Below are 14160 nucleotides of genomic sequence, written 5' to 3'. Positions count from 1 at the left end.
CGGCGTCGTGCCGTGCGGTGTCCACGCAGCCGGGTCGGCGTGGCCCTTTACGGCAGACAAATCTCCTTGCCGGGAATTGAGACTAGCAAGGGGATCTTCGTCCCGGCAATCCGCGCATTGTGCACCGTGGTGCCGAACGCGGGCAGTGAGGGTTGTGATCGGCCGCGGGTGTAGGGGGTGGCCCGGTGGCGCTGACCCGTGGTGACCCGGCGGGTGGGGGTGGCGCCGGAGGCGGTGGCCGGCCGGTGGTGGTTCGGCGGATCGGGCCGCGCCCGGTCGCCGCGGCTTCCCGGTGGACCGGGAAGACGATGATCGGACGTTCGTCCTCCGTTGATATTGATCCGCTCCCTCGTCGGCCGATGGCCGTTCTCGCGGGTCGAGCGGTCGTCAGTTGTGTTTCCGATGATCGAAGTGTGGGAATGTGCGCCAGTGCGGTTGGGTAAAAACCGGTTCGGTGTGTCCGCGACCGGGGTGGTGCCGACGTAGTCGTCGTCACCCCTGGTCGTGGGTGGGCGCCGGTGGGCGATCGTCGGTGCGGTCCGTCGGCCGAGGCGGGCGAGGGTGTGCCGGCCTGCCGGTCGGCCGGTCCGTTCCGCTCGGTCACCGCACCACCCCACAGGGCACACACGCCGAATGCGCGACCTACGCGGGAGGGCTGGAACAAAAGTGCCGGTTATCGACTGGTCGAAACGGGCGTGAACACTTCGGTGCCATGCCCGTTTTGCCTTTTGTCGAGATGGGGGTGCGCTGACCCCGTGGGTTCACGGAGCCCGCGGGGCCCGCGGGGTCCGCGCACCCGAAGGTCTACAACTGGTCGACCGCCGTCACGCGCACGACGGCCGTTCCCGCCTCGTCGGAGGCGGCGAGATCCACCTCGGCGCTGATTCCCCAGTCGTGGTCACCGGCCGGGTCGTCGAAGATCTGGCGAACCGTCCAGCGGTCGGCGGCGGTGGTGACGAGCAGCAGGCCCGGGCCACGCGCGTCCGGCCCCGTGCCGATCTCGTCGTGCTCGGAGTAGTAGCGCTCCAACGCCTCCTGCCAGGCGTCGGCGTCGAAACCGGCGGCGGCGTCGAGCTCGCCGAGCAGGTCGTGGCGGCGCAACGCGGCCAGCTCCACCCGGCGGAACAGCGCGTTGCGCACCAGCACCCGAAACGCACGGAGGTTCGCCGTGACCGCCGTGGTGCGCTCCACCAGCGCGATCGCCGCGCCGGCGGAGGCGTCGGGGGCGGCGGTCGGATCGCGCAGCGCCTCCCACTCGTCGAGCAGGCTGGAGTCGACCTGGCGCACCAGCTCCCCGAGCCACTCGGTCAGGTCACCGAGCTCCTCGGTGCGGGCCTCCTCGGGCACCGTCTGGCGCAGCGCCTTGAACGCGTCCGCCAGATAGCGCAGCAGCAGCCCCTCGGAGCGGGCCAGCCCGTAGAAGTCGACGTACTCCGCGAAGGTCATCGCCCGTTCGAAGATGTCCCGGGCGACCGACTTCGGTGCCAGCTCGTAGTCGTCCACCCACGGGTGCCCGCGCCGGTAGGTGGCCAGCGCGGCGTGCAGCAGCTCGTCCAGGGGCTTCGGCCAGGTGACCTCGTCGAGCAGCTCCATGCGCCGGTCGTAGTCCACGCCCTCGGCCTTCATCGCGGCCACCGCCTCACCGCGGGCCCGGAACTGCTGGGCCGACAGGACCTGACGCGGGTTGTCCAGCGTCGACTCGAGCAGGCTCAGGACGTCGAGGGCGTAGCCGGGGGAGTCGCGGTCGAGCAGCTCGATCGCGGCCAGCGCGAACGGTGACAGCGGCTGGTTGAGCGCGAAGTCCAGCTGCAGGTCGCCGGTGAGCCGAACCGTGCGGCCGGTCTCGTCCGGCGTGTCGAGCTTCTCCACCACCCCGGCGGCGAGCAGCGCCCGGTAGATCGCGATCGCGCGGTGGATGTGCCGGCGCTGCGCCGGGCGCGGCTCGTGGTTGTCGGTGAGCAGATGGCGCATGGCGGTGAACGCGTCACCCGGCCGGCTGACCACGTTGAGCAGCATCGAGTGGCTGACGGCGAACTGGGAGACCAGCGGCTCCGGCTCGGCGGCGACGAGCCGGTCGAAGGTCGGGACGCCCCAGGAGACGAACCCCTCCGGTGGCTTGCGCCGCACGACCTTGCGCCGCTTCTTCGGATCCTCACCGGCCTTCGCCAGCGCCTTCTCGTTCTCCACCACATGCTCGGGGGCCTGCACGACGACGTTGCCGACCGTGTCGAAACCGGCCCGCCCGGCTCGCCCGGCGATCTGGTGGAACTCCCGCGCGGTCAGGATCCGGGTGCGGGTGCCGTCGTACTTCGACAGCGCGGTGAACACCACGGTCCGGATCGGGACGTTGATGCCGACCCCGAGGGTGTCCGTCCCACAGATGACCTTGAGCAGCCCCGCCTGCGCGAGCAGCTCGACGAGCCGGCGGTACTTCGGCAGCATCCCGGCGTGGTGCACGCCGATGCCATGCCGGACCAGGCGGGACAGCGTCTTGCCGAACCCGGAGGCGAACCGGAACCCGCCGATCATCTGCGCGATCGCGTCCTTCTCGGCGCGGGTCGACACGTTGATGCTCATCAGCGACTGGGCTCGTTCCAGCGCCGAGGCCTGGGTGAAGTGCACGACGTAGACCGGGGCCTGCCGGGTCTCGAGCAGCTCCTCGATCGTCTCGTGCAGCGGCGTGGTGACATACCGGTGGAACAGCGGGACGGGCCGCTGCGCCGAGCGCACGACCGCCGTCGGCCGGCCGGTGCGCCGGGTCAGGTCCCCCTCGAACCTGGTGACGTCGCCCAGCGTCGCCGACATGAGCAGGAACTGGGTGTGCGGCAGCTCGATCAGCGGCACCTGCCAGGCCCAGCCCCGGTCGGGGTCGGCGTAGTAGTGGAACTCGTCCATGACGACCTGACCCACGTCCGCCTCCGCGCCGTCGCGCAGGGCGATGTTCGCCAGGATCTCGGCGGTGCAGCAGATGATCGGCGCGGTCTCGTTGACCGAGGCGTCGCCGGTCATCATGCCGACGCTGGCGGCGCCGAACACCGCGCACAGCGCGAAGAACTTCTCCGACACCAGCGCCTTGATCGGCGCCGTGTAGAAGGTGCGCCGGCCCCAGCCGAGCGCGGCGAAGTGCGCGCCGGTCGCCACCAGGCTCTTCCCGCTGCCGGTCGGCGTCGCCAGGATGACGTTCGAGCCGCTGACCACCTCGATGAGCGCCTCGGTCTGCGCCGGGTACAGGGTCAGGCCCTGGTCAGCCACCCAGGCACCGAACGCGTCGAACAGCGCGTCCGCGTCCGCGGGCGTGTCGGCATCGCAACCGGCCGGCAGGCGCGAGGTCAGCGTCGTGGACGCCGCGACCGTCGATTCTGTGGCGGGCGAGGTGCTGGCGGGCGGGTCGCTCGCGGGCGAGGCGGCGGGCGAGGCGGCGACGGGTGGCTGGCTGTGCTGCGTCATGGTGCTCTCGATCGTGCCGTACGGACCGGCTGGCCGGGGCGGCGGCGTGCCTGCCGGCGCTGGACGGGTTGGCTGTGACGGAGTCGTCACGCTCGTCCCAGCTACGGGCGGAGGTCCCCGGCGACCAGGGTCTGTGTCTCGGTGTGTACCGTCCGTTGGTCCTGGCGTGAGATTGCCGCCCCACCTACCGGCGTCCGACGACAGGCCGCTATGTCCTGTTTGCGGTTAGCGTCTGCGAGGTGGATGAGCTCCCTCTGCTCGTCGGGTCGGGTGACATCGCCCGCGCGCTGGGCGTGACCCGACAGGCTGTCGATCACCGTTTGCGCAGTGATCCGGCGGCGCCCGCGGCCGCGGGGGTCGTGAACCGGACCTCCGCCTGGAACGGGACCCGGATCTGGTGGCGTGAGGACGTCGACCGGTGGCTGAACCTGGAGCCCGACCGGTGGCATCGCCTGCTCGCCTCGACCGTGCGGGGCGGGTGATCGGCGGTGGGCTGACCGTCCGGCCGCCGGTGCGTCCACCCGGCACAAGATAGTCAACGGTGTTGACGCCGCCGTGTGACCATAGATGATCTTGAACTTTCCTCTCCGTCCCGGGGTGCGGCCCTGGTGCCCCGCCCCGGGACGGACCGATCCACGCGCGCGAGGATCTGCCGGAGCCCGCAGGGTCGAGGCCGGGTGGACGCGAACCCGTCCGCACAGCCACCTACTGGCGATCCCACACCGCGAGCCACCCCCCAAGTCACCGCAAAACGGGCGCCGTTTCGCCTGGCGGCCCGCAAGGAAGAAGGATTTTGGTCGTTCGAACGACCAAAATCCTCCGCTCTTGCCACTCGCCAGCCGGGCCGCCGGTGGCGGTCAGCCGCGGGGCCGCAGCCGGTCGAGTACCGCCGGCAGCTCCTCGACATGCACCACACCGAGCTGGTTCGTCGGCCGGGTGAGCGCCACGTACAGGTCGCCGGCTCCCCGCGGGGACTCGGCGAGGATCCGTTCGGGCTCCACCACGATGACGGCGTCGAACTCCAGCCCCTTGGCCTCCCGCACCGTGAGCACCACCACCGGGTCCTCCGCGGCCGCGTCCCCACCGGCTGCGCCCCCGGTGCCTGCGTCTGCGGCTACGGCTACGGCAGCGGTGCCCGGCTCCCCGACGGCACGAACCGGGCTGGCCGAGGCGGCGCCCGCCACCCCCGCCACACCGGCCAGCTGCTCCCGCCGTGAGGTCGGGACGATCACCGCCAGGCGCCCCCCGCCGCACGCGGCGTGCTCGTCGGCCACCAGCCGGGCCAGCCGCGGCTCCAGATCGGCCTCGGGGACCGCGAGGCGCCAGGGGACGTGCCCGGAGCGGCGCACCGATCGCGGCGCGCGCAGCCCCCGCCCCTGCATGGCCAGGACGTCGCCGGCCACCGCCATGATCTCCGCGCCGGTGCGGTAGTTCACCGTGAGCCGCTCCAGCGCGAAACGCGTGCCGACGTAGGGGGCGAGCACCCGTGCCCACGAGGACGTCCCGGCCGCGTCGCCGGTCTGGGCGACGTCCCCGACGATCGTCATCGACCGGCTCGGGCAGCGCCGCATCACCATCCGCCAGGCCATCGCGGACAGCTCCTGCGCCTCGTCGACGATGACGTGCCCGAACGTCCAGCCACGGTCGGCGGCGGCGCGCTCGGCGGTGCTGCGGGTGTCGATCTCGGCGTGGCGTTCGCCGAACCGGTCGGCGTCGATCAGGTCGGTGGCCATCAGGACCTCGCTGTCGGGGTCCTCGGTGTCCCCGCGGGAGAGGATGTCGAGGACCCCGCCGGCGTACTCGGCCCGTTCGCGCCGTTCCAGCTGTTCGGCCACCGCGGCGTCGATCGCCAGCCGGGGGTCGTCGCCGAGCAGCTCGGCGGCTTCGTCGAGCAGCGGGGCGTCCGCCGGCGTCCAGCCGCCGCCCGGCTCGCGGCGCAGGGCCGCCCGCTCGGCGTCGGTCAGGTCCGGCGCGGCACGGCGCAGCGCGTCGTCGTCGGCGAACAGGTCGGTGAGCAGGTCCTGCGGGGTGAGCAGCGGCCACAGGCCGTCGATCGCAGCGGCCAGGCGCGGGTCGGAGCTCAGGTCGCGGCGCAGGTCGGCGAGGTCGGCGGCGTCGAGGACCGGCTGGCTGGCCGCCGCGGTCGCCGCGGCCCGGGCCGCACTCGCCCAGTCGGCGTCGTTGGCCTCGCTGTCGTCGAGGTTGTCACGGGCGGCGTCGGTGTCCGGCCAGAGCATGAAGTCGTCGACGAAGTCCGGGATGTCGACCTCGTCGATGGATGACTCGTACCGGTCGGCGATCTGGCGGGTCAGCGCGGCGATCACCTCGCGGACGAAAACCGGCCGGGCCAGGTTGTGCGGCCGCCCGGTGAGCCGGGCCGCGGCGCGGGCCGGGACGACGATCGTCTCGTCGAGGCGCGCTATCCCGTCCGCGACGGTGATCTCCAGCGGGATGTCGGGCAGCCGCTGGCGGTCGCGCACCGCCGCGGTCAGGACGTCCACCATCGCCGACCGGCCCTTGACCGCCGCGGCGAGCGTGCTCTCGGGCTGGCGGCCGCGGACCCCGGGGAACAGGTCGCCGATCGTCGACAGCAGCACCCCGGTCTCGCCGAGCGAGGGCAGCACGTGCTCGATGTAGCGCAGGAACGCCGGGTTCGGTCCGATGATCAGCACTCCGCGGCGGGCGAGGTGCTCGCGGCGGGAGTAGAGCAGGAACGCGGCCCGGTGCAGCGCGACCGTGGTCTTCCCGGTGCCCGGGCCGCCGTCCACGACGAGGATTCCGTCCTGGTCGGAGCGGATGATGCGGTCCTGCTCCGACTGGATGGTCGCGACGATGTCCCGCATCCGGCCGGTGCGGTGCGCGGCGAGGGTGTTCAGCAGCGCGGCCTCACCGACCAGGGTGCCGCGGGCCACCTCCCCGGACGGGGTCTGTGCGGTCGCGGGGGGCGCGGCCACGGTGGCCCAGGCCACCTCCCTGTCCTCGGCCGCCTCCTCGGCTGTGTCCTCGGCGGCGCCCAGGCCGTCGAGGGTGAGCAGGCCCAGGACACCGTCGCCGAGCGCGCCGGTGTCGAGAGTCTCGTCGTCGAGGTGGGTCACCCGGCGCCCGACCGTGCGGATGTGGCGCCGGCGGGCGACACCCAGCGGCGTCGCGCCGGTGGCCAGGTAGAACGGGCGCGCGGCCGGCGCGCGCCAGTCGATGAGCAGCGGGTCGTAGTCGGCGTCGGGATCGAGCAGGCCCATCCGGCCGATGTAGCGCCGCTCGCCGTCGGCCAGGTCGAGCCGGCCGAACATCAGCCGGTCGCGGACGGCGTCGACCCGGGTGAGCTGGTCGGCGTGGCGGGCGGCGACCGCGTCGCGGTCGGCTCGGGCGCCGGGCTCGGGATCGTCACGCAGGAGCGCCTCGGCCAGTCCGGCCGCGGCTGTGGCGCGCAGGCCGTCGAGCCGTTCGTGCAGCATGGTCAGGTAGCGTTGTTCCAGGGCCCGCTCGTCATCCGCCTTCTGGTCCACCCGGGTCTCGTTGTGGTTCACCCGGGGCTCGTCGCGGGGTTCGAGTGAGTCGGCCGACCTGGCCGGCACCGTTTCCTTTGACAACCCCAGCCCTCTCCGGTTACTATCCCGCGTGGCGCGTTCTTTTTCGTGCGCCCGCGTCCCGGCTCTCAGCTTAGCCCAGGGTCGTTCTTTTCCCGTAGCCACACCCCGCGCAGGCAGGCCGCCGCTCGGCCCCGCGCGGGCTGGTCCACCAGCGGTGGTCTCCGGGCGGCGGTGGTCTCAGCGCACGAGGCGGCGCAGTGCGGCGCGGGCGATCGGAGCGTAGGCGCGGATCGCCAGCGCGGGCGCGGTGATCCGCAGCCACGCCGAGGTCCCGCCGTCCAGGCAGGCGTCCACGCCGTGGTCGAGTTCGAGCCGCAGCGGGCCGACTCCCACCTGCCAGCTCCAGGTGCGGTCCGTCTCGTCGACCGCGGTGATGACGAACCGCACCGTCGGCGGGAAGAGCCCGCGGATCCGACCACGCAGCCCGGGGAAGATCCGGACCTCGGTGGCCGGCGCCCCCCGGGCGCCCGGCCAGCCCGGGGGAGAGGGAGCGCCACCGGCGCCGGAGCCCACCGGCACGGCCGTCCGGCGCCGCATGCCGACGGGGACGTCCGCCAGCGTGACGGTGTGGATCTGCGGCGCCCAGGTAGGCCAGGCCGCCGGCACGGCATACCGCTCCCAGCACACCTGCGGCGGCGCCGGCCCGGACACGTCCAGGAAAAGCACGCTCACACCTACCCACGGTAGGCCGGGTGCGCCCGAACTTCATCCGCCGCCCGCACCCTGCGTATCCACCTGCGGACGTAACGTCGGTATGGCCATCGAGGTGGTAGCGAGCCCGGCTGTGCCCGGCGTGGTCAGCAGCCGGAGGTGTCAGCAGCCGAGGGCGATGGCGGTCACGAGCAGACCCCGGCCGACGACCCACCGCCCGGTGAACCCGGTCAGCTCCTCGCCGGTGGGCAGCACCGGGCCCGCGACCAGCAGCCTGGCCTGGAACCCGCCCCGCGCCACCAGGCCGTCGCCGCCGGCCCCGAAGCCCGGGCCGCCGTCGTCGTGGTTGTGGTCGCCCTCGACGGTGAGGGTCAGGTCGGCGTCGGCGAAACCCAGCCATCGGCGGGCGAGGGGGAACCAGGCCTTGTAGACCGATTCCTTGGCGCTGAACAGCAGCCGGTCCCAGGCGACCGCCGGATGTGCCCGCCCCAGCTCGGTGAGCCGGTCCCGTTCGTCGGGAAGTGAGATCTCCCGCAGGACACCGCCGGGGGTCGCCTCGTTCGGCTCGGCGTCGATACCCACGCTGACCGCCCGGCCCGCGACCGTCCGCGCCACGACCGCGGCCCGGTATCCGGCGGTGTGGGTGATGCTGCCGACCACCCCGTCGGGCCAGCGTGGTTCGCGGTGCTCACCGGGAAGGATGGGCACCGCGGCCTCTCCCAGCGCCCGCAGCGCCCGGTGCGCGCAGATCCGCCCGGTGGTGAACTCGCGGCGCCGCTTGTCGACGGCGCGGGTCAGGACGGCCGCCTCCGCCGGGAACAGCGCCGCGTCCGGGTCGCCCCCGAAGTCGTCGTCGTACTTCTCCACCGCGGCGAGCGCGGGGTCGCCGGGGCCGGCTGAATCCGCCGACGGCCCGGGCGCCGGCAGGACCGCGCCCAGCAGCACCGCCCCCCCGGCGATGGCGGCGGCGGGGGGGACGGCGCCACTTACCCGGTCGCTACGGCCTGTGGACGGCATGGGCGCACGACTCCTCTGCTGCACTGGGCGTCACCGGTGGCACACACGTCGCCGGTGGTGGCTTCTGCTGGTGGCTTCTGTGACACCTGTGGCTCTTGCGACACCTGCGGGCAACATCATGCCCCTGCTGGGAGAGGGTGAGGGCATGGACGGTTCAGACCTCGTCGCGCGTGACCGTGCGGTCGTCTGGCATCCCTACGGCTCGGTGGGAGACCATGCGCCGCTGTTCGCCGTCGCGTCCGCCCGCGGCGTGCGGCTGACCCTGACCGACGGCCGTGAGCTGCTGGACGGAATGTCGTCGTGGTGGGCGGCGATCCACGGCTACCGCCACCCGGTCCTGGACCAGGCCGTGCGCGACCAGCTGGACCGGATGGCCCACGTGATGTTCGGCGGGCTGACGCACGAGCCGGCGGTGGCCCTGGCCGAGCTGCTCGTCCGGATCACCCCGCCGGGCCTGGACCGGGTCTTCTTCTGCGACTCCGGTTCGGTCTCCGTCGAGGTCGCGATCAAGATGGCGTTGCAGTACCAGGCCGGCCGGGGCCGGCCCGGGCGCACCCGGCTGCTCACGATCCGCCGTGGCTACCACGGCGACACCTCCGGCGCGATGTCGGTGTGTGACCCGGACACGGGCATGCACCACCTGTTCACCGGCCTGCTCGCCCAGCACCTGTTCGCCGCCGCCCCGACCAGTGGCTACAGCGACCCGGTGACCGACAGCGACCTCGCCGACGTGGAGCGGCTGCTCGCCGCCCACCGCGGCGAGCTCGCCGCAGTCATCTGCGAACCGGTCGTGCAGGGGGCCGGGGCGATGCGCTTCTACCCGCCCGGCTGGCTCACGCGCGTGCGTGATCTGTGCGACCGCTACCAGGTCCTGCTGATCGCGGACGAGATCGCGACCGGCTTCGGGCGCACCGGGGAGCTGTTCGCCTGCGACCATGCCGGGATCACACCGGACATCATGTGCGTCGGCAAGGCCATGACCGGCGGCTACCTGACCATGGGCGCCACCCTGTGCACCGAGGAGGTCGCCGACGGGGTGTGCGCCTCCGCGGCGGGCGCGTTCATGCATGGCCCGACCTTCATGGGCAATCCGCTGGCGGCGGCCGTCTCCCGGGCGAGCATCGAGCTTCTGCTCTCCTCGCCGTGGCGGGAGCGGGTGCGGGGGGTGCACGACGCGCTTGCCGACGGCCTCGCCGCGGCCGCCGACCTGCCCGGGGTGGCCGAGGTACGCACCCTCGGCGCGATCGGTGTGATCGAGACCCGTGAACCGGTCGACATGGCGGTCATCCAGCCGCTGCTGGTGGAGCTGGGGGTGTGGGTGCGCCCGTTCGGTCGTCTCGTCTACGCGATGCCACCGTTCGTGATGGAGCCCGCCGAGGTGGCGACGCTGGCGGGGGCCATGGTCGAGGCGGTCGCCGCCACCACGAGCACCACGGGCGTCCCCAGCATCACCCGGTAGGCCCTCGTCCCGGCTTCGGCCGGGTCGGCGCCTGTGGTCTTCCTGCTCCCGGGTGGGCGCCCGCCCGGGCCGCCCGCGTCGCCGCGCCAGCCGTCGCCGTTGCGACGACAGCGCAGGTCAGGTGGTTGCCGCGGCGGAACCGCCAGGGCCCGGCACGGTGCCAGGCCGCCGCCCTGCGTCCGCCCACTGCATATCCGACATCGGGGAACTAGTTGCGGATGCCCGAAGAGCCTTCATACCCTTCGTTCACGGGGTTTCACTGTGTGTAGCGGTCGGCGTGTCGTTGTCGGGTTCCGGAGGGCCCGGACCCGGGGAAGGGGGCGGCACCATCGCCGGCCTGGTCGACGAATGCCCTGAGTGATCTGGATATCGCCGGCAGGCGGGGTGCCGCGGGCGGTGAACGAGAGGGGCCGGGTGCGGATGCCGTTACGACAGATGTCACGACAGGTGTCAGGGGGGCCGGGGGCCGGGTACGCCCCGGCGGGCCTGCGGGCCGTGGTGAACGCGGCCCGCCGCGGATGGCGTCGTGGCCGCCTGCCCATGGGGGCCCCGATCGATCCGCCGCGGGTGGGCAGCCCACTGGAACCGGCACCATCGCCCGATGGGCCCACCGGGCACCCGGCCACCGACCCCACCCTGTGGCCCGCCGAGCCACTGCCGCTGACCGCCGTGGCTCGCTGCCCGGTTCCGGCCGGAGCGTCTGGCCACACCGCGCCGTGCCGCACCGCGCCCTGCCGCACAGCACCGGTCACCACCACGCCGGTCACCACCGCGCCATCCGGCGCAGAGCCGGGCGCGCTGCCCGGCTCGTCTCCCGGCCCACCGCGCCCATCCGCCGGCCCATCGCACAGTGACACGGGGCTGGGCGCATCACTGTTCCTGCGCGCCCGGCCCACCGATCCCGCCCTGGAGCACATCCGCCCCGGCAGCCGCTGCGGGGCACCGGCCCCCCTGCTCCAGGCACTGGTGGTGGATGCCCTGTTCGGGCTCAGCGTGGCCCTGCTCGTCGCCGACGGCGTCATGGGCGCAGGCACACCGCGGGCCACCGAGCTCGCGACCTTCGCCACCTTCACCGGGCTGGCCGTCCTCACCAGCCTGTTCGGTGCCAGTCCGGTCGGTGCCAGCCTGGCCGGCGTCACCGGCTGGGCCGGTGGAGCGCGCGGCGAGGACAGCGAGGACACGATCGAGGCCGGCCGGGACGCCTACCCCGCCATGACCACCACCTGGACGCTGCCGGTGGCCCTGTTACTACCCCCGCTGTACGCGCTGCTCGCGCACGTGCCGCTGTGGCTGGCGGCCGCGCCGCGGCGCGCCCGACCGGCCCGCCGTGGGCGGACCGGCGGCGACGGCCCTCCCACCCACAGCCTGTTCCACGACAGTGCCGCGCTCGGGATCGCCGGTGCGGCCGCCGCCTTCGCGCACCGTCTGCTCGACCCCGCCGTCGACCCCGGGTCCGCCGACCGGCTCGCCGGGTCGGCCCGCGGCGTCACGGCACTGTTCGCCGCGGTCACCGTCTACCTGGCCGTCGACCGCCTGCTGCGGCCCCGCCGCTGGGCGGCCGGCCGCGACCACACCGCGACAGTGATCGTCCAGCTCTGCGCGGCGCTCGTCCTGGCGGTCGTGTGGGCGGCGAGCCCGGTGCTGCTGGTGATCGCGGTGCCACTGGTGCTTCTGCTGCGCCGCGGGCTTGCCCATGCCGAGCTGCTGTCCGCCGCGCGCACCGATGCCAAGACCCGGCTGGCGACCCTGGGCTACTGGCGGCAGGTGGCAACGGCCGAGACGGCCCGAAGCCACGGGCTCGGCCGGCCGATGGGGGTGCTGCTGGTCGACATCGACCATTTCAAACAGGTCAACGACCGGCATGGCCACATCGACGGCGACGTGGTGCTGCTCGCCGTCGCCGACGCGTTGCGCCACGCGACCCGGCCGCAGGACCTCGTCGGGCGCTTCGGTGGGGAGGAGTTCGTCGTGCTGCTGGTCGGCGTCGACCTCGCGGCCGCGGCCGCCATCGCCGAACGTGTCCGCGACAGTGTCGCGGCCGTCCGCGTCCACCTGACCCGCGGCGAGCAGCGGGTCACCGTGTCGGTGGGCGTGGCCAGCGGCGCGCCGGCCTCCCACGACGACCACGGGGTCGTCACCGACCTGCTCGAACGTGCCGACGCGGCGCTCTACCGTGCCAAGCGGGAAGGGCGCGACCGGGTGTGCCTCGCCGCGGCGCCGGTCCCCCGGAAGCCACGGCCCACCGCCTGATCTGCGGGCCGGGAGAGGAGGGGGAGTGCGGGTCAGTGGTGCGGTGTCAGGCGCCGGCGGCTCGGACGGTGTTGCGCAGCAGCAGCATCGTCGTGACCGGGCCGACTCCGCCGGGGACCGGGGTGAGCGCGCCGGCGACCGGCGCCACCGCGTCCGCGTCGACGTCCCCGACCAGGCCGGCGTCGGTCCAGTTGGTACCGACGTCGATGACCACCGCGCCCGGGCGGACATGCCCGCTGCCGACCATCTTCGGCCGCCCCACGGCGGCGACGACGACATCCGCCTCGTGCACCACCGTCGTCAGGTCCTTCGTACGCGAGTGGCACACCGTGACGGTGGCGTGCTCGGCGAGCAGCAACAGCGCCGCCGGCTTGCCGACCACCGAGCTGCGCCCGATCACGCACACCCGCGCCCCGTTGAGGGGCACCTCGGCCCGGGTGAGGATCTCCAGCACCGCCGCCGCGGTCGCCGGCGCGAACGCGGGCAGGCCCAGCGCGAGACGCCCCAGGCTCAGCGGGTTCATCCCGTCGACGTCCTTGCCGACCGGGATCCGCGCACCGACATCGGCGGCGGTCAGGTCACCCGGCAGGGGAGTCTGCACGATCATCCCGTGCACCGAGGAGTCGGTCGCGAGCTCGTCGACGGTGGCGATGAGCTCATCGGGATCACCGGACAGCTCATGCACCACGCAGCCGACCCCGAGCTTGGCGGCGCCGCGCTCGATCACCCGCACATAGGACCGCGCCGCCTCGTCGACGGTCGGCAGCACGACCGCCAGGGTCGGGGTGATCCCGGTCGCGACCAGCCGTTCGACGTCGTCGACCACAGTGCGACCGATGTCGGCGGCCATCGACCGCCCGTCCAGCAACCTCATGACCCGATCCGTTCTCCCACGGCGCGCACCACGCTGTCCGCGCCGGCCAGTGACGACAGGTACTTGTCCAGCTCGGCCGCGGTCGCGTCGCGGGTCGCGGCGTCGGTCATCGACGCCAGGTTGATCCGGACGTTGATCGCGGCCGAGTCGAGCGCCGCGCGGGCACTCGCGGCTGCCACGGCGACGTCGGACAGGACGTTCACGTTCGCCCCGTCGAGAATCAGCTGGCACAGGCCGACCACCTCGGCCGCGGCCGCGGCCGTGCGCAGCGGGACGTCCGCCGCACCGATCAGCGCCTGCTGGATCGCCGCGGTGCGGGCCGCCTTGTCCTCGGGGGTGTCCTTGGGCAGCCGGTAGGCGTCGGTGACGGCGGTGAAGGCAACGGCGTCCGCGTCGGCGAGCCTCAGCGCGTCGAGACGCAGCCCGGTGGCCTGGTCGCGGGCGGAGATCATGGTCGGTTCGTGCTCGGCGTAGCGCGGCTTGCCGATGGTGAGGTTGGCGACCATGCTCACCAGGGAGGCGCCGATGGCTACCTGCAGCGCTGCCGCGGCGCCACCACCGGGCGCGGGCGCCGCGGAGGCGAGTGCCTCGAGGAACCCGTCGAGCGTTTCGTTCGCCATCGTTTCCGACTCCCCGCCTCGATCCGTCTCGCCATCCGTACCCGCCCCGGCGGTGAACCGCCCCGCCCCTGCCAGGGCCCGCGCGGAGGTCCGACCAGCCGCCACCAGCAGGTGACGGAAATGACGTCGGCCGGAGTGCACCGTAGCAAGTGGATCGACGTGCTGGGTGCGAGGAGGGCCGGCACACGCCGGTCCGGCACGATTTTGTGAGGTTCGCCGCGTCTGCTGGCAGATCGTGGTGCGGTGCCGGGA

General features: G+C 73.4%; 9 protein-coding genes. 3 read left to right on the top strand and 6 right to left on the bottom strand.

All coding sequences use genetic code 11. From position 1 onward, the window contains the following. Positions 1 to 804 precede the first annotated feature (804 nt). Complete coding sequence (locus ACG83_RS32830) at positions 805 to 3447, bottom strand: RNA helicase (protein ID WP_116437434.1); 2643 nt, start codon at positions 3445 to 3447, stop codon at positions 805 to 807. A gap of 239 nt (positions 3448 to 3686) precedes the next feature. On the opposite strand from ACG83_RS32830, the gene ACG83_RS32825 reads away from it, so the two are divergent. Then, positions 3687 to 3929, top strand: a complete 243-nt coding sequence (locus tag ACG83_RS32825) for a hypothetical protein (RefSeq protein WP_054570141.1) — start codon at positions 3687 to 3689, stop codon at positions 3927 to 3929. Positions 3930 to 4304: 375 nt separating this feature from the next. Here the strand turns inward: ACG83_RS32825 and ACG83_RS32820 are convergent, their stop codons facing one another. The 3 genes from ACG83_RS32820 to ACG83_RS32810 form a co-directional block, all read right to left on the bottom strand. Then, a complete protein-coding gene (locus ACG83_RS32820) occupies positions 4305 to 6902 on the bottom strand; it encodes an AAA family ATPase (protein WP_235498360.1) in 2598 nt (865 codons plus the stop codon). A 312-nt stretch (positions 6903 to 7214) separates the two neighbouring features. Further along, complete coding sequence (locus ACG83_RS32815) at positions 7215 to 7709, bottom strand: SRPBCC family protein (protein WP_235498340.1); 495 nt, start codon at positions 7707 to 7709, stop codon at positions 7215 to 7217. Between the two features lie 141 nt (positions 7710 to 7850). After that, positions 7851 to 8705, bottom strand: a complete 855-nt coding sequence (locus ACG83_RS32810) for a 4'-phosphopantetheinyl transferase (protein ID WP_235498339.1) — start codon at positions 8703 to 8705, stop codon at positions 7851 to 7853. Positions 8706 to 8850: 145 nt separating this feature from the next. Here ACG83_RS32810 and bioA point away from each other — a divergent pair, with 145 nt between their 5' ends. Together bioA and ACG83_RS32800 are read left to right on the top strand one after the other, a co-directional pair. Then, entirely contained in the window at positions 8851 to 10164 is a 1314-nt protein-coding gene (gene bioA / locus ACG83_RS32805; RefSeq protein ID WP_054570342.1) for an adenosylmethionine--8-amino-7-oxononanoate transaminase, read from the top strand. A gap of 447 nt (positions 10165 to 10611) precedes the next feature. Next, a complete protein-coding gene (locus ACG83_RS32800) occupies positions 10612 to 12414 on the top strand; it encodes a GGDEF domain-containing protein (protein ID WP_235498338.1) in 1803 nt (600 codons plus the stop codon). A gap of 46 nt (positions 12415 to 12460) precedes the next feature. On the opposite strand, the gene ACG83_RS32795 is transcribed toward ACG83_RS32800, so the two are convergent. Beyond that, positions 12461 to 13288, bottom strand: coding sequence for a bifunctional 5,10-methylenetetrahydrofolate dehydrogenase/5,10-methenyltetrahydrofolate cyclohydrolase (locus ACG83_RS32795; protein WP_054570140.1), 828 nt, complete (start codon positions 13286 to 13288; stop codon positions 12461 to 12463). After that, the gene (locus ACG83_RS32790; RefSeq protein WP_006539925.1) at positions 13285 to 13908 is read right to left on the bottom strand and encodes a cyclodeaminase/cyclohydrolase family protein; all 624 of its coding nucleotides are present in this window, start codon (positions 13906 to 13908) and stop codon (positions 13285 to 13287) included. The genes ACG83_RS32795 and ACG83_RS32790 overlap by 4 nt, the downstream gene beginning before the upstream one ends. Positions 13909 to 14160 lie beyond the last annotated feature (252 nt).

This window comes from Frankia sp. R43, from assembly GCF_001306465.1.
Lineage (GTDB): Bacteria > Actinomycetota > Actinomycetes > Frankiales > Frankiaceae > Parafrankia > Parafrankia irregularis.
Note: the sequence above shows the minus strand (reverse complement) of the source record. Positions and strands in the feature narration are given on the sequence as shown.

Excerpts from the sequence above, each read along its gene's own strand:
- ACG83_RS32830 (WP_116437434.1), bottom strand. The coding sequence starts at position 3,447 with ATGACGCAGCACAGCCAGCCACCCGTCGCCGCCTCGCCCGCCGCCTCG.
- ACG83_RS32820 (WP_235498360.1), bottom strand. The coding sequence starts at position 6,902 with ATGCTGCACGAACGGCTCGACGGCCTGCGCGCCACAGCCGCGGCCGGA.
- ACG83_RS32810 (WP_235498339.1), bottom strand. The coding sequence starts at position 8,705 with ATGCCGTCCACAGGCCGTAGCGACCGGGTAAGTGGCGCCGTCCCCCCC.
- bioA (WP_054570342.1), top strand. The coding sequence starts at position 8,851 with ATGGACGGTTCAGACCTCGTCGCGCGTGACCGTGCGGTCGTCTGGCAT.
- ACG83_RS32795 (WP_054570140.1), bottom strand. The coding sequence starts at position 13,288 with ATGAGGTTGCTGGACGGGCGGTCGATGGCCGCCGACATCGGTCGCACT.
- ACG83_RS32790 (WP_006539925.1), bottom strand. The coding sequence starts at position 13,908 with ATGGCGAACGAAACGCTCGACGGGTTCCTCGAGGCACTCGCCTCCGCG.